At 40.8% G+C, this 26669-nt stretch carries 28 protein-coding genes; 4 read left to right on the top strand and 24 right to left on the bottom strand.

Annotated elements, in window-relative coordinates:
- Positions 1-32 precede the first annotated feature (32 nt).
- The 13 genes from ACYSNU_RS00265 to ACYSNU_RS00205 all read right to left on the bottom strand — a co-directional run bounded on the left by ACYSNU_RS00265 (position 33) and on the right by ACYSNU_RS00205 (position 14247).
- Entirely contained in the window at positions 33-5363 is a 5331-nt protein-coding gene (locus ACYSNU_RS00265; RefSeq protein WP_461735255.1) for a WxL domain-containing protein, read from the bottom strand.
- A 221-nt stretch (positions 5364-5584) separates the two neighbouring features.
- Positions 5585-6736, bottom strand: a complete 1152-nt coding sequence (locus ACYSNU_RS00260; protein WP_461735254.1) for a DUF916 domain-containing protein — start codon at positions 6734-6736, stop codon at positions 5585-5587.
- Positions 6733-7206, bottom strand: coding sequence for a signal peptidase I (lepB, locus tag ACYSNU_RS00255; protein ID WP_461735253.1), 474 nt, complete (start codon positions 7204-7206; stop codon positions 6733-6735). Before lepB (ACYSNU_RS00255) ends, ACYSNU_RS00260 begins: the two co-directional genes overlap by 4 nt.
- Before the next feature lie 20 nt (positions 7207-7226).
- Complete coding sequence (locus ACYSNU_RS00250) at positions 7227-7430, bottom strand: hypothetical protein (protein WP_461735252.1); 204 nt, start codon at positions 7428-7430, stop codon at positions 7227-7229.
- 41 nt (positions 7431-7471) lie between these two features.
- On the bottom strand, positions 7472-7798 hold the full coding sequence (locus tag ACYSNU_RS00245; RefSeq protein ID WP_461735251.1) for a hypothetical protein: 327 nt from the start codon (positions 7796-7798) through the stop codon (positions 7472-7474).
- Positions 7795-8148: a hypothetical protein gene (locus tag ACYSNU_RS00240; RefSeq protein WP_461735250.1), complete on the bottom strand. Its 354-nt coding sequence runs from the start codon at positions 8146-8148 to the stop codon at positions 7795-7797. The genes ACYSNU_RS00245 and ACYSNU_RS00240 overlap by 4 nt, the downstream gene beginning before the upstream one ends.
- Before the next feature lie 15 nt (positions 8149-8163).
- Positions 8164-9249, bottom strand: coding sequence for a DUF916 and DUF3324 domain-containing protein (locus ACYSNU_RS00235; RefSeq protein ID WP_461735249.1), 1086 nt, complete (start codon positions 9247-9249; stop codon positions 8164-8166).
- Between the two features lie 84 nt (positions 9250-9333).
- Complete coding sequence (locus ACYSNU_RS00230; RefSeq protein WP_461735248.1) at positions 9334-10230, bottom strand: WxL domain-containing protein; 897 nt, start codon at positions 10228-10230, stop codon at positions 9334-9336.
- Between the two features lie 32 nt (positions 10231-10262).
- On the bottom strand, positions 10263-11030 hold the full coding sequence (locus ACYSNU_RS00225; protein WP_461735247.1) for a WxL domain-containing protein: 768 nt from the start codon (positions 11028-11030) through the stop codon (positions 10263-10265).
- Positions 11014-11325 (bottom strand): LPXTG cell wall anchor domain-containing protein, encoded by a 312-nt coding sequence (locus ACYSNU_RS00220; RefSeq protein ID WP_461735246.1) that lies wholly within the window; start codon positions 11323-11325, stop codon positions 11014-11016. Before ACYSNU_RS00220 ends, ACYSNU_RS00225 begins: the two co-directional genes overlap by 17 nt.
- Positions 11326-12127: 802 nt before the next feature.
- Positions 12128-13108 (bottom strand): ROK family protein, encoded by a 981-nt coding sequence (locus ACYSNU_RS00215; RefSeq protein ID WP_461735245.1) that lies wholly within the window; start codon positions 13106-13108, stop codon positions 12128-12130.
- 49 nt (positions 13109-13157) lie between these two features.
- Positions 13158-13781, bottom strand: a complete 624-nt coding sequence (locus ACYSNU_RS00210; protein WP_461735244.1) for a sugar O-acetyltransferase — start codon at positions 13779-13781, stop codon at positions 13158-13160.
- 88 nt (positions 13782-13869) lie between these two features.
- Positions 13870-14247, bottom strand: a complete 378-nt coding sequence (locus ACYSNU_RS00205) for a VOC family protein (protein WP_461735243.1) — start codon at positions 14245-14247, stop codon at positions 13870-13872.
- A 770-nt stretch (positions 14248-15017) separates the two neighbouring features.
- On the opposite strand from ACYSNU_RS00205, the gene ACYSNU_RS00200 reads away from it, so the two are divergent.
- Both ACYSNU_RS00200 and ACYSNU_RS00195 read left to right on the top strand, forming a co-directional pair.
- A complete protein-coding gene (locus ACYSNU_RS00200; protein WP_461735242.1) occupies positions 15018-15584 on the top strand; it encodes an NADPH-dependent FMN reductase in 567 nt (188 codons plus the stop codon).
- Between the two features lie 198 nt (positions 15585-15782).
- Positions 15783-16184, top strand: a complete 402-nt coding sequence (locus ACYSNU_RS00195; RefSeq protein WP_265456029.1) for a pyridoxamine 5'-phosphate oxidase family protein — start codon at positions 15783-15785, stop codon at positions 16182-16184.
- 117 nt (positions 16185-16301) lie between these two features.
- Here ACYSNU_RS00195 and lepB (ACYSNU_RS00190) read toward each other — a convergent pair whose 3' ends face one another.
- The 4 genes from lepB (ACYSNU_RS00190) to ACYSNU_RS00175 form a co-directional block, all read right to left on the bottom strand.
- Positions 16302-17255: a signal peptidase I gene (gene lepB / locus ACYSNU_RS00190; protein WP_461735241.1), complete on the bottom strand. Its 954-nt coding sequence runs from the start codon at positions 17253-17255 to the stop codon at positions 16302-16304.
- 131 nt (positions 17256-17386) lie between these two features.
- Positions 17387-18553, bottom strand: coding sequence for a DUF916 and DUF3324 domain-containing protein (locus ACYSNU_RS00185; RefSeq protein WP_461735240.1), 1167 nt, complete (start codon positions 18551-18553; stop codon positions 17387-17389).
- 334 nt (positions 18554-18887) lie between these two features.
- Positions 18888-19340, bottom strand: coding sequence for a DUF2922 domain-containing protein (locus tag ACYSNU_RS00180; protein WP_461735239.1), 453 nt, complete (start codon positions 19338-19340; stop codon positions 18888-18890).
- A 188-nt stretch (positions 19341-19528) separates the two neighbouring features.
- On the bottom strand, positions 19529-19939 hold the full coding sequence (locus tag ACYSNU_RS00175; protein WP_265456036.1) for an Ohr family peroxiredoxin: 411 nt from the start codon (positions 19937-19939) through the stop codon (positions 19529-19531).
- Between the two features lie 178 nt (positions 19940-20117).
- On the opposite strand from ACYSNU_RS00175, the gene ACYSNU_RS00170 reads away from it, so the two are divergent.
- Positions 20118-20672 (top strand): GNAT family N-acetyltransferase, encoded by a 555-nt coding sequence (locus tag ACYSNU_RS00170; protein ID WP_461735238.1) that lies wholly within the window; start codon positions 20118-20120, stop codon positions 20670-20672.
- A gap of 208 nt (positions 20673-20880) precedes the next feature.
- Here ACYSNU_RS00170 and ACYSNU_RS00165 read toward each other — a convergent pair whose 3' ends face one another.
- The 5 genes from ACYSNU_RS00165 to ACYSNU_RS00145 form a co-directional block, all read right to left on the bottom strand.
- On the bottom strand, positions 20881-21093 hold the full coding sequence (locus ACYSNU_RS00165) for a helix-turn-helix domain-containing protein (RefSeq protein ID WP_265456038.1): 213 nt from the start codon (positions 21091-21093) through the stop codon (positions 20881-20883).
- 13 nt (positions 21094-21106) lie between these two features.
- Complete coding sequence (locus ACYSNU_RS00160) at positions 21107-21661, bottom strand: hypothetical protein (protein ID WP_461735237.1); 555 nt, start codon at positions 21659-21661, stop codon at positions 21107-21109.
- A 47-nt stretch (positions 21662-21708) separates the two neighbouring features.
- Complete coding sequence (locus ACYSNU_RS00155; RefSeq protein WP_461735236.1) at positions 21709-22263, bottom strand: hypothetical protein; 555 nt, start codon at positions 22261-22263, stop codon at positions 21709-21711.
- Between the two features lie 47 nt (positions 22264-22310).
- Positions 22311-22859, bottom strand: coding sequence for a hypothetical protein (locus ACYSNU_RS00150; protein WP_461735235.1), 549 nt, complete (start codon positions 22857-22859; stop codon positions 22311-22313).
- A gap of 501 nt (positions 22860-23360) precedes the next feature.
- The gene (locus ACYSNU_RS00145; protein WP_461735234.1) at positions 23361-24272 is read right to left on the bottom strand and encodes a metallophosphoesterase; all 912 of its coding nucleotides are present in this window, start codon (positions 24270-24272) and stop codon (positions 23361-23363) included.
- 184 nt (positions 24273-24456) lie between these two features.
- Here ACYSNU_RS00145 and ACYSNU_RS00140 point away from each other — a divergent pair, with 184 nt between their 5' ends.
- A complete protein-coding gene (locus ACYSNU_RS00140) occupies positions 24457-24693 on the top strand; it encodes a hypothetical protein (RefSeq protein ID WP_461735233.1) in 237 nt (78 codons plus the stop codon).
- 225 nt (positions 24694-24918) lie between these two features.
- Here the strand turns inward: ACYSNU_RS00140 and lepB (ACYSNU_RS00135) are convergent, their stop codons facing one another.
- Positions 24919-25986 carry a signal peptidase I gene (gene lepB, locus ACYSNU_RS00135; RefSeq protein WP_461735232.1) on the bottom strand — a complete coding sequence of 356 codons (1068 nt, stop codon included), beginning with the start codon at positions 25984-25986 and terminating at the stop codon, positions 24919-24921.
- Positions 25979-26662: a hypothetical protein gene (locus tag ACYSNU_RS00130; RefSeq protein ID WP_461735231.1), complete on the bottom strand. Its 684-nt coding sequence runs from the start codon at positions 26660-26662 to the stop codon at positions 25979-25981. Before ACYSNU_RS00130 ends, lepB (ACYSNU_RS00135) begins: the two co-directional genes overlap by 8 nt.
- Positions 26663-26669: the final 7 nt, after the last annotated feature.

Below are 26669 nucleotides of genomic sequence, written 5' to 3'. Positions count from 1 at the left end.
CTATCGTTTCTTTTATTTGATTTATTTTTACTTTAGCGGTTATTTCCCGGACCGAATTCAATCGTCCATTCAAGGCTACCGCTATAATCACCCACTATTTGTTGGCTAAAAGGAACTACTAATTTTATTCCCTTGTTGCTGCTCTCGCCCCAACCGTTAGTGACCGTCACACTTTCTTGATAGTCAGCAGAGCCATGCAATCCGTTACTACCTGAAATAACTGGTAGAAAATCTGGAGTAATTGGTGTTTCAATAGGATCTACATCACCGATTGCAGGCATTTGGAAGTACAGAGTATCTTCCAAATCTACTTTACCATCAGATGAAGTCAGCGGATCTTTTTCCTTAACAGATAACTTCCATGTTTGATTGTCTCCTCGAGTATCGGTGACGACAATATCGCTCCAGCCTCGTTGACTATTTGGGTCTTCCTCGCTAGTAAAACCTCTTAATGTAGGCCAATGTGTTTGCTCATTTAGCGAAGTTGTTTGGCTGCCAAAATCAAAAACATCCGTCACTTGCGACAAATATATAGAACCCATAACTGTTACCTCTACTGTTAAATTGAGCTCCTCACTGTCAGTGCCTGTCAACTTTTTGGCCGTATAAGTGACTGGAATACCGGTTAAGACCGGACCATTCTTGACATCCTCAAGGAATTTTGGATCCATAGTTGCCGATTGATTGGGACTATTATCAGCGAAAATTACGACCGCTTTTGTATAAGAATCCAATTCTGCTTGATTGGCTAGATTTCTTGCAGCTGCTAAAACAATTTGAGTATCTTCTGCGAATAAAGCAAAGTCTTTATTTGTCGATATTTTACTTCCATCCGGTACAATTATCACGTTCCAAGTTTCCCGGATAAATTCTTCTCCTGGAGCCTCAGCTAATGTATTAGTTACTTGATAAGTTATTGGGAAAACTTTTTTCAATTCGTCTTTACCTAGACCATTTCCAATCTGCTGCAGCTGTTCTGCTGTTAAGGAATGAGTCAACAGTGGTCGCCCGACAATTTCTTGCTCCGCAAATACATCTTCATTGGAAAGAACTTGTTTAGCTTGTTCATTTGTTAAAATAACGTGTCGACCAGTCAGAATCGACTCTGCACTAAAGACAATTGTTACATCATAGCTGTACTGATTAGCCTCTGGGTCTTTAGTCATATCCATGGTCCATTCTGTTGGATTGTATAGATTAGTCCCAGCTCTCAAATCATCAACAGCTTGTTCATCAATTATTTCATCCAAAGTATTATCGACTTTACTAGAATCAATAGTTCCCTTTCGCAGCCAAGAACCTGTAGCATCCTCTGGTGAAAAAGTTAGCGTAGGTATGATAGTGTTACTACCATCTAAAATTGGAATAACTAACTTCCCTTTAACTGATCCATTCTCAACACCAGCTTCTTGAGTAGCATAAGCAAACATTGGCGGGTCTTTTGTTATTTTAGCTTCAGTCACATCGTGGCTAATCAGACCTGTACCTTTACTGAGTAATTTTTCTACCTCTGCATTCAAGTCATCTGGTCCATAGTCCCCTTCAACTTTGAAATCAATCACAGATCCAGGAATCATGATACCCCATTCTTTGTTTGTATTGGCTGAGGTAGTTTTACCAGTAGTAGTATCCGCATCCCCAACAAAAGTTTTCCCTGTGGCTTCCTCAACTCCTGAGAAGTTGAAGGGAGTCAAACTACCGGCCATATTTTCAACGATAGGATCAGAAGTGAAGGTCAGCACTTGATAGGCTGAGGAAGGGCCAAAGAAATTCCCATTAGAGGTTACTCGCCGACTGCTTAAATCGCCACCTTGCTTGTGCCACACTAACTCAGTTTCGTCGTCAGCAACTGTTAAACTGGTCAAATTAATCTTACCTGTACCAGGTGGAGAGTAGACAGCAGTTTGCCCCTCCAACGTCATTTTACCAACCGAGATTAGTGCATTCGCCGTGTCATTTTGGATACCAAAACCAGAGTCATCTCGAACCACTACATCACCAAAATCATCGTAAGTATTATAATGGTTTGCAGCTGTGGCACTTCTTCCATTGGCCACTTTCGCATTATCTCCTGAAACTAAAGCTTTAAAACCATTAGCGATTTCTAGATTATGAAAATTGACTAGACCAAGTCCAGTAAAGTTAATAGCATATGGATCTACGTTAGCATTTTTTTTCAGTTGTTCTTGGTTTTCTTTATGGACCTCGTCAATCGTTACATTATAATCACAATTGTAGCCGGTGGACTGCCCTAACTCTACGCCAAGCCTGACGTCGATTTCTTTACCTAAGTTAGTGCTGGCTTGAGCTCTAGAATTAGTCAGATAATCATTCGTAGCGGCACTTGTACCTGATAGACCACCAATTGTTTTTGCTCGCAGAACATTGATGTTCACATCTCTACGTAAGCTGGAGTTGACGCCTATCCCATTCAGATTGTTGTATTGAGTTGCATAAATATTATTGATAGATGAACCTGGAGCATCAATATTAATATTGATTTGTTCTACAAAAGAGCTGTCTGCATTGCCTCCTCCATCACCATATATTTTAGCGTTGTTTAGTTTATTATTCCCTGGAGAAGTATAAATATTTAAGGTAACTGTTGACTGATTATTGCTATCTTTGCCAACCTGGCCAGCATAAGGTTCATAAGGCCTACCAGCAGAAATACTGACATTATCTGGCAAAGTAAAATTAGAGTCTTCCCTCAAATCCAAAGTCAGAGTACAGTCTCCATAAATTTTACCTGCTTTCGAAGCCCCTCCACTTATTTTTTTAGTACGATCATCACCATCAACATGACTAGGGTACATTACACCAGATAAATCTCCACCAGATATTGTTACATTTGCGTTTCCGTGAACTGTGTGTGTCCCATCCCATCCAAATGTTCCACCTAAAGGACAGTTAATATATCCTCCCGTGCAATGAGCATAAACATCCCCGTATATGTGGTCGTCCGCCCAGCCGCCACCTGAGAAAAAGAAATTTACTTCTCCGTTTGACATGTTAGCATAGGCATTGCCATAAATTCTTTGCCCATCATAACCCGCTCCCTCTAAAGTATCAACCATCCCACCATAATTATGAATGGATGTATCGCCTTGGTTAACTCCACTAAAAGAACCGCCATAAGTCCAACGGGCTAATACATTGTTATGAACAGTTTTAGAATTCCCTTGTTGGAAATATGCCCATAAAGTAGGTGGGGTACCTCCTCCTCCAACTATGTCAAAGCCGTAACTCCCATCATGAGTTCTTTGGGAGGAGGCTGACCCTTGAGACGTGCTAGACTGAAATTTAAGCGTATCGTCTGCAACTATGCCGTATTGTCTATATGCTCGTCGACCAGTTACAAAATTATATCCACCAACTCTAGTCTGATCCTTACGCCTAATTCCAGAAGTAATTGTTGAATTCCCTTCGTAATAACCGCCCCAACCTGCTCCACGGCAATAGCCATAATAATCAACGGCATTGCTCATTACTCCTCCCAGCAAATGAGTATCCAAGTCCCCGTATACTCTATAAAAATTATTTCCATTTTTGGCTGACTCAGCCAGAGCTCGCCGCCCCTCTGCGAAATCATCGTTATCATAATTAGAATTACCTGATGCTCCTAATATGGCAGATGTATAACGGACAGCTTCGGAATTCCCTCCACCATCAAAGTTTATAAAAGCTCCTGCTGCATTGTCACTAGTACGATTTTGAAGAACACCGGCCCTGATGGTATTAGTTACGTTCGCAATCATTGTACCGGAAATTCGATTAAGCCCCATTCCTTGAGCCCAACCTGATGAAAAATTGCTTGTGTCAACTATATTCGTGACTGCCAATTTGTCGGATTTATTGTCGATATTCCTAGCAATTGTCCCGGTAGAGCTACCGCCAACAAATTTGTTATCATCAACTCCATAATATCCATAATCCCCAGCACCTCTTATCCATTTTCCATATCCACCAACAAATGTAGTCACATCATCTTTATTATGACCTGAAAGACTAGCTCCGTATATTTGATTAAAAGATAATGCTGAACTGGTATCTTTACACCAAATCCGTGTATTGGTTTTTCCGCTAACTATCCCTGCTTCTGTTCCACCATAAATTTTAGTAATCACAGCTCCATTATTGATAATTAGTCGTGTGTCACCGCTGACAGAGCCCTTATTGCCGCCACCGCTGATTTTAGCAATTGTTCCTGACGCATTTGCGATAACTACAGTGGTGTCTCCTGTGACGCTCCCAGTGTTGGAACCACCATAGATATTCCAATCATATAAGCCGGTAGAAATAATTGTAACTTGGGCATCTTTTTGTATTTGAAGATCAGCTGAGCGGTTGGTTCCGCCGTATACGGTAGTAGCTGCTTGACTCCAAAAACCATTACCGATTGTTAACGAGTGACCGTTTGCACTGTAAGTTGGAATAGACGACACATCAATATTACGCATTTCAATATCCGTATTAAATTCTAAATTCCCGCCGAACGATAACCTTGCTGTCCCATTTTGATTAGATGTAGTCAGAGAATTAGGCCTTGCTCTAGCAGGCGTTTCGTTGACCTCATCAGCCATAGTACCGGTAAGCGTGATACTTTTTGCCCGTCCTCCCAATGAATAGAAGGTAACATCATTTATACCAGTCACATTAGTGTTATCGTTCCCGATAGATGCTGGAATTGAAGATATTGCACCACCCGTAAAAATGACATAGTCTAAATCTTTATCATCTTTCAAATAGATGTCGTACAAGGCGGATCTCAGACCGGTTGCATTTAAAGAGTATTCAGCTTCTAGTGAATATTGTGACCCATTGTGACTATACAGCATTACCGTATTAATTTTTGGTGTGGTTGCAGCCGTTGATAAAGAAGGCATTCTTGTTTTCGGGCCATAGTTTGACTCAAAAACATCTGTCGTACCGGCTGCTTTTTGCTCTTTATAGACTGCTGTGAACACTGCCTGATCACCCGCATAAAAGCCGGCCCGCAGCAAATCTTGAGTCTTATATATTTTATCTTTTTCTAAGGAATTTTTTACTTCTTGATTTTCACCATCTCCGTATGTCATCGAATTAACCTGCCAGCCAAAGAGACTTTGGGAATTATTCCATTTGAAAATAGGCAGATCAAATGTTTTCAATGCTTCTTCGGTGACAGTCACCACTTTTTCCAGTTGACCATCCTCAAAAGGATAGGCTGCATCTGTCTTAAATGTGATTTGAGCAGACTGCGAATCCGCCTGTGGATCCGCCGCCTCCGTAACCTCTGTCTTTTGTAAGACCCGACCAATTGCCAAGCCACTGACTAATAGCAACAGTGTTGCCAAACCAACGATAACCTTTTTTGTTTTCATCATTACCCCCCCATACTTATTGAAACCACGACAGTCGCTTTCAAACAACTCAACAGCTGAAACTCACTATTTATTTTGCAAACTCTTCTTATAAATACTCCGAAACTGTGACCAGGTTATTCTATGTGAATCTCTCGAAAATCAGACCTGTTCAATTTCCTTGTTTTAGTCTTTAATATTATGAAGATTATCAGTAAGTTTCAGGCAGTTGATTGGGTCAGCTAATGCCGCAGCTTTCTAACCTTGACTCTCTTTTTTTGGAGTCGTTTGCCTAAATAAATGAAGCCGCCTGTTAAACCGCTAAAAAGCAGCAAACCAATATATTTCCATCCATTACTATTGTGAGCTTCAGTCCCAGAATTCCCTTTTATCACTCGATTTTCCATTGTAAAGGTATCCTGGAGCTCCCACTTAAACCGATATTTTTCTCCTTTTCCGTTGGTAAAACTTCCTTGATCATCTTGATACCCATAGATGTCGACATCGACTTGATATTCTCCCATTGGAATTTTTTCTTCTATTAAGACTGGAAATGAAAAAATTGTAGCTGGGGCAATCTGCCGGCCGCCATCGTCTTGACTGATTGTCAGTAAACCATCTTGGTGGGCAATCGTTGCTTGGATATAGGCGTCATTTAAATAGGCATTGGTAACATTTTTAAAAGATAAGTCAATCGCATCCTTTGACAATTCCGTAGACAAATCCGCTTTGAAGAATTCAATATCTGGTGCTACTTCCTTTTGGTTTTGACTCAACAACAAAGCTACCACGTAGCTGTATTCATTGCGGATAGCTAAGCCGTTGGATTCTGAGGTTTCATTTGAAGACGGTTCAGTAGCTGCCGTCGATTCTTCCGTCGTAACTTCACTAATTTTAATGCCACCAGCGACAATACCATCATAAGTTATGTCCGGCATCTTGATTTCAAAGGGAATCTCTTTCAGTTCCTCTGGAGCTAATTCGATTGTTTCTGGTGCTTTGACAGCTTTACGAATATCAAAGGGAACCAAATCCTCTGCTGGTGCTTTTGGCTCATACTCAATTTTCCCGTGGGAATTGGTAGTAGCTGGATTGATTTCAAGAGTCAAGGTTCTCGGCCTTGAGGTTGGATTATTGATGAATAAGCTTGCAGTCTGCTTTTCACCAGGCTTTAACAGCAAATCAAAATAATTAGCCTCTGCGATAATTTGATTTTCCGGTAATTTCGGCATCACTTCTAACTCGAGACCAGAAACACTTGCTAAGGCCTTGCTAGGCAAAATGCCTCCGAAAAGCAGGCAGAAAAATGCAATAGCAAAGCAAAGAATGCTGATGGTTTTGACTGGCCAAAACTCAACGCCTGTTTTTCGGCCACACTTCTTAATTTGTCTCAAAACAAAACCACTCCTTCAATATTTCGTCTGGGGATTGTTCCAAAACTACGACTATCGTTTAGATTATCGACATCATCTGAAAGTAATAAATAATTATGTTGCGGTAGATTTTCAAAAGTTCCCAATTCTTGGGCTAGGCTGTTGTCTGACATTTTTAGTGCCAGAGTTCCCGTGGGAAGTTCATCAGCCTTGTTTTGCGGACTGATTCTGATTGTTTCTTCAAGGGAATGATTGATGAAAATACTGTTATTTTCCTGCCACATACTATCTCCTGGTAAGCCAACCACACGGCAAAGATAGGTCTGTGATTGATCGCCGGTGCCAACCCGAAACACAACTTGATCAAAAAGATTTATCTCTTTTTGCCGTTGAATCACAACGGCCTGCTGCTCAAATTGTTCGTTTGAAATAAAGCAAATGCCAAAATGAAACCAGATGCCAATACCACTAACAATCAGAGCAGCACACAAGAGGCTGATGATGGTTATCTTTAAAGAAGAAAGCTGACGCCATCTTTTAGTACTTTTTTTGATACGTTTACGACATTTAGCACCTTTTGCAGGCTTGCTCTGAGCTTTTTTTTACCTGGCTGGCTTTCTTTATTGATTAATTTTGTTTTATTTTTAAGGGGTATCGTCTGTTGCGACTTCCTCTTCATCCTTCTTTGAGAAACAGCTTGAGACTTTTTTTTCATTCAAACCACCTCGCCTCGCTCGCCTGTCAGCCAGTTAATTTTTAGGCTTCCGTTGTCACCTGTTTTTTTAAGGACTCCTCGTTAATGTTGTAAAGCTCATAGACTTCACTTTGCAAAGCTGTAATAGCTGCTAGTTCCTGTTGATAAATTTCCCTAGTAGTAGCATCTGTAACCACCAGATTGCTTTCTTGATTTAAGTTATTCCCCAACTGTGCAAGCTTGGTGTAATAGCGATTCAATAGCAGCTGTCCTTCTTCTGTTAAAGAAGGGCTACCGCGATAACTACCAAAACTGCTGAACTTGCGGGCCAATTGATTCACCGTCTCGTTGACTTCTGCATCAGCTTTATCGGCTTCAAGCTCTGTCAACGACTGATTAGCAAATACAAGAGCCCGTATCCCGAGGCAATACAATGCGTATCGATTTCGTTTAAATTGTGGGCTTGATAAATTCGGCCAAAAATCGCTGAACCACTAGCGATAATTCCGACAGTCAAGAAAACAACCAAGCCATTTTTGCAGCGTTTTTTTTCCTTTAGAATCTTTTGCAGTTTTTGCTTTTTTACCCGCTCACTTTTTTTATTTTTACACTTTTTATTTTTCAACCCATTGATTTGACGCTTTTTTTGTATGAAGCGGAAAAGCAACCCTAAAACTAAGCCGCTGGAGACAAATGCAAGAGATAATAAGGCGACAAACAACCAGTCTAAATTACTCATGAGCTCGCCACCCGTCTAACTGATTTCAACCATTTTATTTTTCTTTTTTTGTTTAATAATTGCCTGTCGATTTCTTTTTTTCTTCTTGTTGTTTAGATGGATGATAAGGGCAATCACAGCAATTAGCCCAAAAATACCGGCTACTATGAACGCAATCAACCACCAATCAAAGCCTTGTTCTTGGACGACATAAATATTTTGTTCATTTAATTCATTAGCCAATTCTTCGGTGATGGTAAATTCTTGCTGCCAATGCCATTCTCCTTCTGTTGCGTAGACATCCACTGTTGCGACATAATCTCCTGACCGATACGTAGCACCTGACATGGAAACTGGATAAGTCATAAAGGTATTTGGCGCCATTCGCATTCCTGTATTGCGGGCTTCGTAGAGAATCGTATCGGGATCCTCTGCGGCTGCAATCGTGGCATTAACGGTAACTTTATTTATAAAAGTGGCCGTAGTATTAGAGAAGTCAACATAGATGGCGCCGCGGTAATTATTCAGTTCGGCATAGACATCATTTAATTCCAAATGGGCTGTCACGGGTGTCTCCGTCTCGCTTAATACCATGCCTACCACATATGAAAATTGCTGAGTAATCCCTTCTTTTTTGTCTTCGGGATTTTCTTTTGGCTGAAAGCGAATACCACCAGCAATCATCCCGTCAAATTCCTCCGCAGGCATCGCAATCGCTAATTCTAATGGGACTGTGCTTTCTGGCGGAATGATAATTTCCGCTGGCCCAGTGACAACTTCTTCAAAGGGATAGACTAAGGATGGATCATTTTCCAAACTGGTCAGACCATACTCGATGACGCCGTTTTGATTTGTTTTGGCACCAGCTATTTCAATATCCAAAGCCATCTCTGTTGACCCCGTATTCGTAAAATCGATATGTACTGTTTGATTTTGTCCTGGCGACATCTTCAAATCAAAATAATTGACTCCTTTATTGCGTTGGTTTTCCGGATGAACTGTCTCGTAATTAAACCCGCCTGTTTCCTGCGTGCTATCTGCTGTCGCCTGTGCCCGCTGACCGAATGAAAAGCCAAGGCTAAATACGCCTAAAATCAATAAAATTTTAGATTGAATTTTCATCAGTTTACTCCTCTCAGCTTCCCAATGACAGCTGACACGAAGGAGAATTCCTTCGTATCAGCCCATAGGGAGTCTACAAAATGCTTAGATTGTGTCTGTAATTGTCCAAGTAATAGTTGCATCGTAAGTTCCGGCACTTAGTGATTGCCCAACAGGAACTCGCAATTGAACATTTTCATCTACTTTAGTACTGTCAGTATTGTTGCCAAAAGTAATATGGTAGCGTCCTTTACCGACACCGTCTGTTCCATTTGCTGTTGCATTTGCTGAACCAGCATGAACTTTTAAAACTTCTACTGCAGCGCCAGCTGTGCTTGAATCTGCTCCTTGTACAAGTTTCAGGTTGCTTGCTAAGGTATAATCCACACCGCTAGTTCCCATTGAATAAGTTGAAGATGTGTTTAAACCAGTATTTGTATCTACTACATTTTTTTGTCCTTGAACACCTAGAGCTTTGTAATCAAGCTCAGCGCCTCGAATCATTTCACCACTTGTCCCTCTTGTGAATGGTGTTGAGATTTGAGCAGTGATTTTGTATTGCCGATCTGTGTAGTATTTTGCATCGGCTCTGGCATCTCTAAACTCAACGAAGTGAGGCGTTGTCCACGTGTCTGTTCCGTCAGTTGCTTCAAAAGGTACTGCGGAATATATTTCTTCTGTTGGTGTTAAATTCACCCCATAAGGTGTGCCTGTATCTAAGCCGTCCTGATCTGTAAATACTAAATCTGTTGCTGAAATAATCATCAATTTTCCTGTAGACGGATTAGGTGTTGGTTCATCAATATCATCACCTTTTTCAGGATCAGTCGTTTTACCAGGCGTTCCACCATCATCTTCTTCCAAATAAGTGATTGACCCTTTTGATACATATGGGTCAGCTACTTCTGTTGGTGTCGATGCTGCTGATGCTCCCACGGGTACTACTAGACCAGCAGCGATTGCTGCCACTAAAACACTTGCGCCAATTTTTCTCGTTTTCATTTTTCTTCCTCCTAATTTTAAGTGAGTTAAATTTATGGCAACTCAGACAAAGTCCAAGTTAACATCGTCGTGTATTCGACTGATTGCGGTTTAGCTAACACCGGTACTCTCAAGCCAACCGAACGATTGAGTAAAACGGGTTTATTCGCAAATCGGTCATCCAATATATCTGTTTCTGTTAAGGTATTACCAATATTTGGTAACTCTTGACGACTACCGCCAAAAGAAATCAGCCAAGTTCCTGCGCCAGTTCCTTTTTCCGCTGTTGCGACTATGTAGGAGCTGCCCGGATCGACGGTAATAATCTCAGTTTGAATTTTTGGTGCTTTTGAAGTTGAGGTGGAGCTAGCCCATGAGTTATCAAAAAAGAGGGTACTGCCCCGCAACTCGACATTTTCATCATTGATGCTGTGAAATTGTTTTTCCTGATGCAAGGTTAAGGTCCATCCCTGCTCCTCAGGTCGAAAATCGCTGATTTGTAAATAATTCGCTCGAGCCGGTGTATCAGATATAAAGTTTTGTGCAAAGGCGTGGTAAACTGTCTCGCTTTCTGAAACTGTATGACTGCCAAAGCGTAACTCTGGAACAAAATCAATTCTCAAGTTGTCGCCAACTTTTTCCGATTCACCAGGATCAACAGGGTTTTGAGGATATTCCGGATCAAATATGTCTTCGCCTTTTTTAACGGAATCAATCGTTAGACTGCCCTTCCCGCCAACCGCATCAGCAGCTTCAGCTCCAACCGGTAACACAAAGGAAATGAACAGGATGAGCCAACTTGCTTTAAGAAGTCTTTTCATGGTCGTCCTCCTTGCTTTTCCGGCGCGCAGCTACTACAAAAAAGATAAAAATTAAAACGCCACCGCTTAAAATCATACTGCCTTTTACTAATTCACCGGTCGCTGGCAATTTTTGATTTGATTCGGGCTCTTTCCCACCCGGATCTTCTTTCACTGCCGTTTGAAAGGTGATACTTCCCCGACTTTGAACCGAACCGCCATCTGCATTTACCAATAGCGGCTGCAAAAAAATGCAACAAGCTAGCCACCCCAGCATAAAAATTTTATGCCCCATCAACCAAAACTTTCTTTTCATCCTTCAGCCCCCTTTGTTACAAACCATTTTTTTCCATTAACAACCCTCCTTTTCTTAAAAATGTCGGAGCTTCTATTGAGAAGGAGTTTGCAAAATAAACAGATGAATCTGCACCATTTTCTGATGCTTTCTAAAACGTCTACACATTTACAATATATGTTTTTTTATTTTTGTTTTTTTCCGTAAACCAATGAAAAAAACGCCATAAAATAACGAAATCTAAGTAAATATCGATGATTTTATAATAACCTCTGTTACTATTTACACCCTTATAATAAATCGCTAAAATAGCTTTGTCAATCATTTTTATGTAAAAATTAGTTTAGTTTTGACGAAAAATAGCTGAATAGAATCAGAAATAGACTATTCTTTTAATTTTATATATAACATATTATCATTTTTTATATTTATCATTTCAGTATCAATCAATAGCCAAATTATTTTATATTGTTTTTCTATTTGTTGATGTATTCATCATTTGGCAACAAAAAAAGCCTGCGAAATAATAAAAATTTCGCAGGCTTTTTTAACCTGAATAAAGATATTTTTTACTTTTATTTTTTTGCTGAATTTCAGACTAGTATTTTTCTAATCAAAAAATTTTTATAATTTGCGGAAATTATTGGAAAAAGGAGTAGTCCACAGTTACTCGAAAAATTGTAAAAGTAGCTAAAAAATTGTATTCCATCAACATAATGAACTCGTTACACGTAAAATCACAACAAATAAGATATTTAACTTATTTCGGCAAAATTCTTTGTATTTTTAGTTTGTATCATAACAAATTCCCTAAAATCTACTCCTATTGCTTCCGTAACTTGGCAAGCCCTAATTGTAGTAGGCCCGCAAAATAATCTTTTTGAAAAGTTTCTGCTAATAAAATTGTAGGTAGCGCAAAATAAGGGAATACCTTTGTTAGTTTTTGTTCTATCAGAGTTAAATCAGCTTGGCTAAAAGCTGATTGATTGAGATAAAGAATAATTTTTGCAGGATCATAGACGCTGATGACCGTCTGAAGTGTTTCTGAAATCTGAGCTTTCAATTGTGAGCGGCTAACAGGAAATTGTGCTCGTTGAACAAAGGGCAAATGTTTGATTTCGCCGCTTAAGCCATGGGTGCCATGAAAAATTTGGCCATTGATGACCACTGCGGCCCCCGGTGGAAAATTCTTCGGATAGTAAAGCGCCACAGTAATCGCCTGTGGCTGCGACTGGCTTAAAGCCGCTGCATTGATATCATTTTCGATGAGGACATCAACGGCAAAGGTTTCCGTTACTAGCTGGCGCAAATTTATATCCTGCAAGGGCGCAAAGTCCATAATTTGCAGCTTGTCGGCGATTTCGGCGCCGGTGATGCCAAAGACAATCAGTTGAATTTTAGGAAAGCTTTCCAACAGCTGTTGGATATTTTCTAATAATTTTTGCGGATGCAACTCATCTGAGGTTAGGCGTTTTTGCTGTAAGGTCTCGCCAAATAAATTGACCACTGCTAGATTGGCAACAATCGCACCTGCTTCTTCGACAAATTGAAAAATCAGCAATAATCGCCGCTCAGGATTGTACTGATATAAAGTGGCCTTGCGCCCGCCAGTTGTTTGGGGCGTCTCTTGGATACTGATTTCGCCGATTTCGATCAATTCAGCGACAAGCTTATTGATACTGACCACGCTGAGGCCCGTTTTTTCTGACAATTGACGGGCAGACAGTCCTGCGCCGCTGATTAAAAGCTGGCGCAAAAGGCCTAAATTATGCTCTTTGACACTGCTGGGCTTGAAGGATTCCACAACTTTGCCTTCTTTCTGATTAGTTTTGCCATTAACTTTTACTACTATATTAGAGACTAATTTTGAATTCTTTTTCATAGGCAGCTTGGCGTTCTTGCCAAGCTAGGCTTTCTGCTGGAGAAATCGGCCGCAGCACGCGACAGGGATTGCCCAAAGCGATAACATCAGCGGGAATATCTTTGGTGACAACCGAGCCTGAGCCGATGACGACATTATTGCCGATGGTGACGCCGGGATTGACAACCGTATTGCCACCAATCCAAACATTGTCGCCAATTTTAATTTTATTGCCGAATTCTAAACCGGTATTTCTGACGGCGGCATCAATGGGATGTCCAGCGGTATACAGGCCGACCCGTGGGCCAAACATGACGTTATCGCCAATTTCAATCGGCGCCACATCCAACATAATACAATCATAATTGGCATAGAAATTTTCACCAATAGAAATATTTTCGCCATAGTCACAGCGAAAGGGTGCCACAAGGGTCACATGCTCTCCACTGGTTCCCAAAAGCTCCCGGCGAATTTCTGTCCTGCGCTCTTTTTGCTCATAGGTCAGCCGATTGTATTCATCCAACAATTTTTGACAGCGGGTAAATTTTGCGGACAGCTCTGAGTCTCTTGCTAAGTATAACTCACCAGCAATCATGCGTTCAAATTGATTTTCCATTGACAAACTCCTTACAAATATTTAGTCATGCGATGTCTTCTGGACGGAATTAATAGAAGACTTTTGGAATTATTTTTTTATGCCTAAGCTACACGGTCAGCTCAATTAGATTGCCTTCAGGATCTTGAATGACTGCTTCATAATAGCCATCGCCAGTCGTCCGAGGACCATTCAATAACGGAAAGTCGTCTGCTAAAAAACGCTCCACCAAAGTATCAACCGCCGCTTTACTGCCAAGGGAAATGGCCAGATGAGCATAGCCTAAACTATCCGGCACTCGGCCAGCCAAGTGTTTTTTTGTCGTGAGTTCAAGACGACTGCCGGAAGCAAATTCGAGAAAATAGGATTGAAAGCCGGTTTTCTGATTGTGATAGAGCTGATTGCTGGTGGCATTAAAATAATTCACATAAAAATCTTTCATTTTTTCAAGGTCGCTAGTTGCTAACGCAATGTGTTCGATATGCATGGTCTGTCTCCTCCTAATAGTCTTTAAAATAGGTTCCCTTATCATACCACTCTTTTTAAACTTTGTTAATAAAGTTTCTAAAAAAATTTTTTAAATCTAAAATTTTTTTTAAGCTGATTTCCGTCTTGGCTTTAACAAATTTAACTTAATTTTTACTCGAGGGCAAACTGACAAAATGTCTATTGAAAAACTTGATTTACAAGTGGTTCCCGTTGATTTTAAGCAACTAGCTAGGATTAGGCTGGCAACTATTTTTATCCCACACGCTTCAGCTGCAGTAGTCGGCTGCAACCTATCGCCAAAAGAAAGCGATTTATTAAGTCTTTAAATAAAAATGATTCTTATGATAAAAGCATTTTATTTAACTAAAATTGACAAAGTTGATATAATTTTTTTGTAAAGATATTTTTTAAGGTTTTTAGCTGAAAAATTGACGAAAATTGAGACCCTTGATTTTTAGTCTTTTGCTTTTAAAGTGCCCTTCTGTTGGTTGCAGATTTGGCTTTTAGCGGATGCCTCAAAAATAAATATTTCCCAAAGGTGATTTTGACATCAGGTTGACAGTTTAATAGCCACTCCTTCTGGTAAAGGACACAGTAATTACAAAACTGTGAGCAAGAGCAATTTAATTTGCTCTAAGATGATTCTCCAACAGTCATCCGTCCACCCAGCAAGGCTTGCAAAGAGCTTGGCCATTTAACTCTATGTTGATTGATGTTTCAGTCTTCAGAACACGCTACTAGGAAATTCACGAAAAAAGGATGAGCAGAATGAAAATTGTACTATTATCAGCGTCAAATTTTGGCAACAGAGCCAAGCTAGCCATTGATCAAGTCCAAAGTGAACTGATGGTCAAGCATCCCCAAAATGAAGTGACGGTTTGCGACCTGCAAAAGTTGAAATTAGTTTTTAGTGATGGCCGTAATTACCAAGAGTATAGCGGGGACACTAAGGCTTTGATTAATACTCTGATGGAGTGTGATATCTTAGTGATTGCCACCTCCATCTGCCAAGCGTCGATTCCCGGAAGTTTGAAAAATGTTTTTGATCTGCTGCCCCGTAACGCTCTGTTGCGGAAAACCGTCAGCTTGATTGTTTCTGCCGATTCTGCTAGACATTATCTAGTAGCTGAAACCCAGTTGAAGCCCATTTTGAATTATATGAAAGCCAATCTGCTGCCGAGCTATGTCTTTATCGAAAAGGCGGATGTGATTGGGACGACGATTGTCAATGATGATATTCTCTTTAGAATTGACAAGCTCGTTGAAGATACCATGGTCTTGGCGGAAACCCAAGAGCATGTCTGGACACCTCATGAAGTAATTTTCGATTATTAAAAAATTGCCGCAAACAAGCCGTTTTATGCGAAAAAAACAAAAAGTTGCTCAATAAATAACTTTTTAGTTTTTCCGCTAGCAGCTATGTTTGGCGGCTTTTTTTGTTTCTTCTATATTAATAGTAAAACAGGACACTTTCTTTTGTCTATTTTTTAAAAAGTGCTACACTTATCTCACATTAAGAAAGAAGACGATAATATGGCAACTTTAACGCAAGCAATGAAAGATATGATCGCAGCTCAATTAAGTTTTTTGGCAACCGCCGATAAAAACGGCTATCCACAAGTTGGACCTAAAGGCACGATGCGGGTTTTAGACGACAATCATTTGATTTACAACGAACACACTGGTAAGCAAGCTTGGCAAAATGTTCAAGATACTCACCTTGCAGTCGTGGCCACCGTTGATCACCCTGCCTTTAAAGGCTTCCGCTTTGAAGGTCCGGTTGAAATCCATCAAGGTGATGAAATTTATGAAGCGGCTAAAGAATTTGCAGCGGCCCATAAATTGCCGGTGCCAGTTGCGGCCAATGTGATTGCAATTGAAAAAATCTACAAACTTGATGCGGGTCCTGAAGCCGGTAACTTGATTGAAGGTTAATCAAATAAAAAAGCGGAGCTAGCAATTTTGCTGAGCTGCTCTTAGCTAGGAGGATCAAATAATTACTCCTAGTTAGAGGCAGCCGCGCATTTTGCTAGCTCCGCTTTTTATGTTGTTTTAATGGACAAAGCCGAATTTATCAAAGGGATAAAAACGGAAGCTGACGACTCCTTCAATCTGCTCACGGTCAATTAGACCGAGGGCGCGACTGTCGCGAGAATTGCCACGGTTGTCCCCCATTACGAAAAACTGATCAGCAGGAACTTCCTTTAAACCGGCCATTTCCTCAGCCACCACATCATCAATGGTGACAATCTGGGTGCTGTCTGGCAGCTGTGCTGAATAAATAATTCCCGGAATATTTTCGGCATCCACTTCACCGGCAAAAATATAAAGATTGTTGCCCATCACATAAATACTATCGCCAGGCAAAGCCACCACCCGTTTCAAATAGGTTTCAGAAGACTCCCCTGGGAAAAAAGTAATAATGTCATAGCGCTCAACTTCACTATTTTTATTGGTAAAGAGGCGGTCACCGGTGGCAAAGGTCGGCGACATTGACTCGCCGTTGACAAAATGAGCCCGGATATTGACGGTAAACCAGATACAAAAGACCACGACCGCCAAGGTGAATAAAATTTCAGCCCCATATTGGAGATAACGAATGGCTTGATAGCCCTTCGTTTGGGTGAGGCGCTTGGCTTTTCCCTGTGGCCGCTTTTTCTTTGTAGCGACTTTTTTGCCCGCCGCAGAATTTTTAGACGGCGCTTGGACAGGCTTGCGGGGGCGCTTTTTCCCTGCAGAGCTGCTGGTTGACTGTGGTCTAGCAGCTTTTCTGTCAGTTGTTTCCCGCTGGCTAACCTCAGAGCGCTGATTTTTCAGCTGGCGTTGCTTTTCTTTTGCTCTTTCATTGGTCGCTGCCTTACTATCTGCTTTTTGCGAAGTTTTTTGCAGAGTTCTCGCCGGTTGTTGGCGTCTTTGCTCCGTGTCTTTATTGGCAGTCGGCGGCCGTTTTTGGGCAGTACGCTCTTTAGGAGGAGTGTGCTTTTTTGATCCTTTAGCTTTCTCCATCTTGTCCTCCTCTTTTTTCAGTAATGATTTAAGTATTGCCCTTTCAAAAATTAAAGTCAAGGGACTCTAGCCGAATTCTCGCAAAAAAATTACAGCTTTTTTTACAACTTTCGGAAACTAGCTTGAGCAAGTTATTTTTTCTTTGCTTTAGCCGCAGATTTTCCCTGAGACTTTTGCTGCTGTTGTTTATTTTGCTGCTGTTTAGCTTGCCGTCTCGCTGCTACCAATTTTTTACGGCGACGACGTTTATAGGCTTGAATACCCAGAGTCAAAAGTAGGGCTAGACCGATACCGGTAAAAATAAAGCCCCAAATCGGCAGTCCTGAAGCTTGGCTGGTGACCAAGGTCATGCCGTTAATCTCATCGGCCTGCTCTTGGGAGATACTGAACTCCTGTTCAAATTCCCAGTCGCTATCGGTATTATCTGAGACCGTCAAAACCAAGCGGTAGTCGCCGGCCATCAACGGCTCCTGCTCCCAATCAATCACAAAATCAAAGGTCGAGCTGGGAGCCATTTGTAAATTGGCGTCGCTATCGCTGCTGCGGACTAACTCACCACTACTGGCATCGTAAATTTCACCGTGATAGCTCAGCTGACTGTAGCTGGCCATCGTCGGATTTTCCAGCGTCGCCACGACACTCGGCCGATTATTAGCAGCGGCCGGCGCAATATCAATTAAATTCAGCTCATGCACGACTGGATTGTCATTTTCGGTCAAACGCAGTCCCAACGCATAGCCTTGATCAGCAGAGCCTTCTTGTGACTGGGTAATCTGAATCGCCGCCAAGATTTCCCCGTCAAATTCTTCCGCTGGCATCGTGATAGTCAGCGGAAAATCAACTGTTTCATTGGCAGGCACCGTGACTTCATTTTCAAAATCAACGATGTCGCCAATCGGATAAGGATAATCATTGCGGGCACTGTCGGCAGCCTGCGTGTAATCAATTAAGCCGCGGGTGTTGGTGTAGGCCTGATTGACTGAGACCTGATACGTCATTTCCCGATTGGAATGATTGGTCACTCCAACAGAAATTGTCTGCTGCTCACCAGCCGCCAGCCGCAGATTAAAAAATTCATCCTGAGTATTAATCTGATTTTCCGGCAAATGTCCCACCACTGAAAAACTGATTTGACCAGATTCGCTACTGTCCTCAGTGCTTGATGCCGTCGTTTCTGTGCTAGCTTGACTACTTGAATCCGCCGTCTCGCCCGAGCTCGCTGCCAGTGGAACAGCTGGACTAGCCAAAAACAGACCAAAAATAATCGCCCAACCAACAAAATACTTAAATCGCTTCATTTTTTTCTCCCTAAATACAATTAAAATCACCAGATTTGATATTTTCATTCTCAATTATTATAACATATCAATTTATTTTAGTTGTGGGGGAGCGCTGGGTTTCTGCTGGTTTTTTAACGATAAGAAATTGGTATGAACTACGATTGATTTTTATCCCGAATAGCCAACGTAATCATGTTGACGACCGAATAAGTTTATTGAACTGAGCCCAAACTCCCTTGCTTTGCAGTAAAGTCCTTCTGTGAAGATGGAGTGCCTTAGCTGCTGCCTCAAAACAGCAGCTCAAATAAGAAGCCTAGGCTGAATTTTTTTTGCAGTAAACATCATTTTGACATCAAGGCGCTAAGGCCCAAGCGCCTGAAGAGAATTGCTGTAAATAAACCAACTTTTCGCTTTTTTTCGCCCTTGTAAAAAAGCGCTCAAATGTTTGTCTCAATTGCCAAAAGACTTCCTGCACTGACCAGTTTTCTTGGCCATTGAAAAGATGACCGGCTGGCTCTTCAAGCATATTTTCCGGTGCAGTCGCTGTCTGATGCGACTGCTGCGCTCTCGCTACTTCTTTTCGGGAAAAGTCATCAAAAAGCCACGTCACCTTCGTCTCCACATACTTTGCCCCGATAATTTCTGTATAAAGCTGTACGCCGTTGCGCTCAAAAAGTTTCAGGGCAATCAAATCTGCCATTGCTTGCCGCACAATTTCAGGGGTCAGATTTTGATGGCAAAGCTGAATAATAATGGTTTTGCGGCTGCCGTCCGCATTTCTAAATTGTAAATGTAGTTTGCGCATGATGTTTACTCCTTTTTCGAGAAAATAAAAAGCCCTCACTATATACACAACTTTAGCAGTGAAAAAATCAACAGGCAGTGGAAAAAATTTTTCTTTCTATAATAAATGGGATTGAGCATCAATAATTTCGGGCAAAATAAAAAACCTGAGACAGCTGCCTCAGGTTTGAATATTAAACTTTTAAAAAATTATTCTGCGTCGACGGTTAGTTTAACATTGCCTTCAATTGCTTTTGAATAAGGGCAAATGCCTTCTGTTTCCTTCATGTATTTCAAGGTTTCTTCCTTTGAAAGGCCATCGATTTTACCGATTAAAGTGACTTCCAAGTGCAAGCTGTTGAAATCAGGCAAGTCGCCAAGTAACGCTACTTCTGCCCGCACGCTGCGGTGTAGGTCGCCGTGGCCGTCTCTTTCTAATGGGAAAACCATTGCGCCGTTGAAGCATGCAGCAAATCCTGCGGCAAATAATTCTTCTGGATTGGTATAGCCTTCTTTTTTCGTTCCAGTTGTTTTGACATCCAAGAATCCAGTGACTGACTTGCTTTCACCTTCGCGGCCGCCCTCATTAATTACCGTTGAAACTGACATTTTTTTTGACATTCAAAATCATCCTTTCTTGATTTGCTTACTCTATTAGTCTAACACTTTTGATTAGCAGCCAGAAACAATCTGCCCGCTTGAATAAAAAAATTTGCCTTTCTTGTGAAAATAGTTCAATTTTGCTTAAAGGAAAACTTTTTTCGTGCTAAAATTAAAGAAAAAACGAAGGAAGACCTATATGGAATTAAAAACTTTAGATGGTGAAATCGAAATTATTGGCTTTCCCTTGGAACGCTTAAAAGAAATCTGGAGCATCGCCTTTGGCCCGGAGGCGGATTTGGAATGGATGAAATTTAACGGTCCGTATTTTCACGACCCCGTTGAAACGTGGCAGGATTTTTCCAGCGGCTTTGGCTGGGATTCAGTCGGCAATCCCCATCGGGCAGTCATTGTTTATCGAGGAAAAATAATCGGGCTGCTAACTGCTCAATGGCAAGATGGCGGGTTGCAGCGCTGGTTGGAATTTGGGATTGTCCTCTACGACGGCAGTCTTTGGGGTAAAGGTATCGGCAAGCGGGCCGTGCCAATCTGGTTGGATTATCTTTTTGATTTGCATCCTGAAATTGAACACATTGGCTGCACAACTTGGTCTGGCAATCCAGGTATGATGAATTTAGCCTTGAAATCCGGCTTAAAATTAGAAGCTCAGATTCCCAAAGTTCGTTATTATCAGGGAGAGTTTTTTGATTCAGTGAAATACGGTGTGCTGCGGGAGGATTGGCGAAAGGTCTAGCCTCTTGTAAATTTTTAGATTAATTTTTGCAAGGAATCTTATTTGATGCTGTCAAGAGAATCCCATTTTTTAAACAGCGACTTTGACGGAGCTGGATTAGAAGCCAATTTTTCAGGTTATCGGCGAATAACCAAATAAACCTTCACATAAAAAGCTGAACTGTTGAAATTGTGGACATCCCTCCTGAAAATTTCAGCAACTCAGCTTTTTAATTTTCCTCTGGTTGATATTCCAATAAATCTCCCGGCTGGCAATCCAATGCCCTGCAGATGGCCTCCAACGTTGAAAAACGAATCGCCACTGCCTTGCCAGTTTTCAATTTGGAGAGATTGACATTGGTGATGCCGACCTCATCCGCCAAATCCTTCAAAGAAATTTTGCGATCAGCCATCACTCGATCTAGACGAATCACTATTGCCAAGCGGCTCCCCTCCTTACACTGTATCTTCGGCCAGCTTTTGCAGCTCGATGCCATAATGAATCACCCCGGCCACCACATATAAAATCAAGCCATAAATCAGACCGCTATCCAAGCCGTATAGAATATCATAATCTTGATCAAAGAGATTTTGCAAGAATTTTGTCACAAAAGGATGAACAAAACCGGCAAACAAGCCCGAGCCGATTAAAGTAAAACTAATCAGCTTTAGCTTATGCAAGTATTGCTTTGAAAAGGGAGATTCCCCTTTGGCCAGCCCTTGAAAAATGGTTCCCCCTTGATAAAAGACAAAACTATTCGCTAAAAATAAACATAGCCCAGTGGTGCCATCAATCCAGTGCTGCAACTCTGCTCCACTGCCGCCCAGTCTCATCCCAGCGCCCTCTGACCGCAGAATCATGAAAAACTGTGGATTAAAATCAAAAGAAACATCCCCTACGTGAAAAATATTTAAAACAAGCAGAAGGACAAAAATAATTTGCATACCACAGAAAAAGCAGAAAATCCGGCCTAGCCAACGGGCAATCCTCTGAAATTTTTTTACTCCCATAATTTTCTCCCCTTTTAATGCAACTTTAAATTACAGCTACCTTCGTTTTAAATTACGTCATCTGACAGTTTTTGCAATTCTATGCCATATTGAATAATCCCGGCTCCGACATACAGCATCAGGCCAAAAATCAGACTGCTCTGAATTCCGTAAACTACATTATAATCATTGTGAAGCATCCCCAAAATCACTCGGGTTAAAAAGGGCTGAATGTAGCCAGCAAATAAACTTGAAGCGATTAAAACATAACTAACCCGTTTCAACCTCGTCAAAAATTTTTGCGTAAAAGGTGAATCTCCATCAGCTAAACCACGAAAAATTAATGCCCCTTGATAAAAGATAACACTATAAACGAGTAACAGTAAAACTAAGCTAATAGCATCAAGTATTACACCAACTTCCGAATCACCCGCAACGCCCGTACTACTGCGGGCCTCAGAAAACGTCATCAGCATAAATTTTGGCTCAAAACCAAAGGTGATTCCGCCAATTTTTAAGTATGCCAAGACTGCTGGTACAATTAATAGCAATTCTAAACCACTAAAAAATAATAACAGCCATTCCAACCAAAGGGCAATCCTCTGAAATTTTTTCACTCCCATAATTTTCTCCCCTTTTAAACCAACTTTAAATTACAGCTAGCTTCGTTTTAAATTACGTCATCTGACAGTTTTTGCAATTCTATACCATATTGAATAATACCTGCTACTGCGTACATAATCAGGCCGATAAAAAGACTTGGCCCCACGCCCAAGGTAATCAAATAGCCATTTGGCATTGCTAAACTTTGTAAAACCGAATAAAGTACGCCAGCGTACAAACCTTCAAGCACCAATAAAAAACTGATGTTGCGGATTTTCCGTACAAACCAGGGACTAAAAGGTGTTTCTCCCAGAGACAAGCTATAAAAAATTTCCGAACCAAGATAACAAGAGGTAATTAAGGCGAAATTTGACAGAAAAATACTGCAGAAGTCGATGATCTTCATCGCTAAATTATCCTGTTGTAACGAATTAACATCAGCAGTGAACAACGTGTAAGTTGCCGGTTCGTAAAGGTAGGCGCCACCTTCGTCAAGAAACATGAAAATAATTCCCGTCAGTGTTAGAAAAACTAGCGGCACAAGTTTCACTAAATACGTAATCAGAAAAAACCAATAAAGAATCCGAGCCACCTTTTGAAATCCCTTGATCCCCATCTCGCTCCCCTCCTCAACTCTAATTATACTAAAATGATTTATCCAAAACAATAACTAATTATCGTTTTTCGATAATTTCTTTTTTGTACAGGGTTCAACGCTACTCATAATTTTTGCCAATTTTTCCTTATGCTAAGAAATTTTAGTTAATTGCTTTTGAGTTTTTTTTTCGTGTTATCTATCGGACAAAATTTAAAAATTATTTTTTCGGTTAGTAGCCGCTTTTCACTTAAAGAGAAGCTTTTTGGGAAAAATTCCTTAACCAAATCAGCATGAATAAAAAATGTGCTCAACAAAATGGAGGAACAAGTAAATAAAATCGAAGAAAATTTCAAACTAGCTAAATAAATCAGTAGAAATTATTATCAGCGAGCCTCCTTTGAAAAGTCTACAAGCAAAAAAGCACTGAAAAAAGCTAATGTAGTGATTCCAAAAAGTTAGACTAAAAATCTAACTTTCGGGATTACTACATTAGCTTGGGATTTTTTCAGTGCTCGCTGATTATTCATTTATTGAGTAATCCCATAAGGTTAACGCCCGACGGAACTCTTCTTTTAAGTGTAAACGCCGGTAGCAGGTAAACTCAGTTTGGTTATCCTTTAGAATTTTCCGCAGCTTCATCGGATTGAATTCCGGCATCAAGTTATTTTTCATCACAAACTGGCGGGTAATCTGCCACTCAAAGTAATAACCAAAAGGCTGACAAGAATAGAGGGTGCCATTGATTTCCTGTTGGGGAAAACGGCGATGAGTGTGACCAAAGACCACCAATTCAAGATTGCTGTATTGGTCAAACAGCGCGCCGGTTGCTTCGCTGCCTAAAAAGCCATTAAAACTATTCCAGCGCTCATAAGGCTTTTGCTGATAGACAATAAATTCTTTTTTCGGTACAAAATGGGTCGCAATGATTACTTCTTTTTGCTGTTGAGCTAAGTCATCCAGAACCAATTTCAGTTTGCGTAAAATTTCCCGATTGATAGTCGGATCATCGGCCTCCCGATGGATAAATCGGTCGTACCAATAAAGATTTTTAGTAGCCAAATTTTTAAGCGGGTCCTTTTCCACCGAAAAAGAATAGTCATACCAGCCGCTAAAGGCCAGCAAAACCAGTTTGTCATTTAAATTCTGATAGTCTAAATTCAAAAAATGCCGGTCCGGATAATCCTCAATCTGTTCAGCCACATCCGGCATTTCATGATTTCCAAAATTAAAGGTCACCGTAATTCCGTGCTGCTCGATAAAAGCCACCGTCTGCAAAACCTTCTGCACTTTATTCGCCGTGTCCCCCGCCAAATGCAGATGGGTCACCCCCGACTCCTGCAGCACATCCGCCAGCATCGTCAAATCCATCTCATCCAGCTGATTAATATCCATATGTAAATCCGAAAGAATTGCCAATCTGCTTGTTGTCATAGAAAAAGCCTCCGTGATAAGTATAGCTTAGAGTTGGGGAAAATAACAAAGGCTTGGTTCTAAGAATTTTCTAGCGTTTTCCTGCTCGATGATTCTAGCTGTTGCTCGTTTTTACAAAGGCAGTATAATTAATTATGAGAAGCCTGAAGAGAAGGACTCTTAACCACCGAGAAAGGAGCAGCAAATGGATTTAAAAGTTATTGCTGTAGCTGGTCTGATCACCTTTGCCAGCTTTATCGGCTATGGGTTCTTTTTAAAATGGACTGACGGGCTTTTTTGGTCGCTATTTTTCAGCCTGCTCTTTATCAATAACCGTCAACAAGAACAGAAAATCGGTCAGCAAATTGCCCAACAAATCTGGAAATTTGCACCACCAGCCTTCATCGCTTTTCTAATTTTAACTGTGATAGCTTTTTGGTGAGGGCTGGTAACTTTAAAATTAGACGTGCGTCAGGCGAAAAACAATGAAATCTTTGAAAAAATGTGACTGCCAAGGAAATAGATAACTAGACACGTTGAAGCCAAGTCATCGATGTAAGGAAGTGGTTGCATATTGACTTTTGGAATAAAAAAGCCCATTACTCACCTCAAAACAAAGGTCGAGTAATAGACTTTATATAGGTAATTATTAACAAGTCAAAATAAATCAAAACGAAGCCAAATCATTAATCGGCAGCAAGCGCATCTTCACCACACCAAGGATTTGCTCCTTATCAATTAATCCATATTGACGACTGTCGCTGGCAAAGGAGCGATTATCGCCTAAAACCAAATAACAATCATCAGGAATTCTATTTTCGCCAGTAATCTCAACCAGCCGAAAATTTGCTGTATAATTTCCGCCGTTAGCCAGAGACTCGTTGATTTCATCGATGATAAAGGGCTCGCTGATGATGCTGTCATTGACATAAAGCTCACCGTCAACATACGCAATATCCTCACCCGGCAGTCCAATCACCCGTCTAACTTGTTGGGTATTCCCCCGCTGAATCACTACCAAATCCATTCGCCTCACGCTAGTCGTTTTACGGACGACAACAGTATCACCATCCCGTAAAGTTGGAATCATGCTGAAGCCATTTACCCTAGTGATAGTAATAAAAAAGGAACCAATCAAAACAAAAACCAATAAAGTCCCTGCAGAAATAAGCAACAACTCTTTAAAATGAATAATAAATCTAATCAGCTGAGGCTGTTTTTTATTTTGCTGATTTTTTTGTTTCTGAGTTCTCTTTTTAGCAGTCGTTTTTTTGACAGCCAATGGGGTTGCGGAATTCTTTTGCTGATTAGGCTTTTTTTCGATTCTAGTGGGGGCGGAATCTTTTTTAGTTAACGCTGCTTTTCCAGCAGCGCTTTGTTGTTTCGCTAACTTTGCCGCTTCTTCTCTAGTTTTCACTAGACTTTTTTTAAGGCTAGCTTGTTTAGCTCCTTTTTGTCTTACCTTAGCCCTAGTATCTTTAGCTGTTACTTGACTTTTAATTTGCGGCTTTTTTGTAACCCTAGCTTGGCCCTTGACCGGAACTGCTTTTTTTATTTTTACTTGGGCCTTGCCTTGAGTATCTTTTTTAGCTTTTGTTTGCCCTGCTTTTAAAGTATCCTTTTTAGAGCTTGCTTTGTCATTACCCTTAACAGGTCTTTTGGCTTGTTCACGCCTAGCTGAGTTTTTTTTAGGGTGATTCTTGGATTGACTCGTTGTTTTTTTCGCCTTATTCATTGCCTCCACTCATTTCGGTTTCCAAGGCATCTTTATTTACTTGGAAGTAGTCGAAAGCCGCATCTTCCAGAGTAATCACTCGTTCGATGTCACTAGAATACTGAGCGACTAGTTCAGGATTGCCATAAAAATCAGCTGCTTGACGAGTCAAGTTAAGGCCCAATTCCCCGAGTGAAGCGTAATATCGGTTCAAAACTGTTTGTCCGTCTACTGTATTTAAAGAATTAGCTACCTTGCTTCCATAACTTGCTAGACTAGTTGATAAATATCGGATATTGCGATTGATAGCATCTTCCTCCTCCTCTTGATTCTCGGCTAATAAAAGTTGCTCCTCGACTTCTCTAACCAATGAAAAAGAGCGAGCAACTAAATCCGCATCGTCAGACGAAAGATTAGTTGACTGATAGAATATCCCATAAGCTGTCCCACTGCCGAAAATCAAGGCTGCAAAAAAGAGTATCACTACTTTTCGAAGACTAGCTTTTTTTTGTTGCTGAATTTTTTTTTGAGCTTTTAAAAACCTCATGCGCTTCTTTTTATTTTTGGGTAATCGCTGGGGTAATTTTTTTAGCTTACTTTTTTTCAAAAGAAACTGCAGGATAAAATAGAACATAAAAATAATCAAGATAATCATGGCAGCAATGCCAATCATTATCACCCATTCCAGAATTGTCATTGCGTCC

Source organism: Enterococcus sp. LJL120 (genome assembly GCF_054871765.1).
This window is presented reverse-complemented; position numbering and strand designations above follow the sequence as displayed.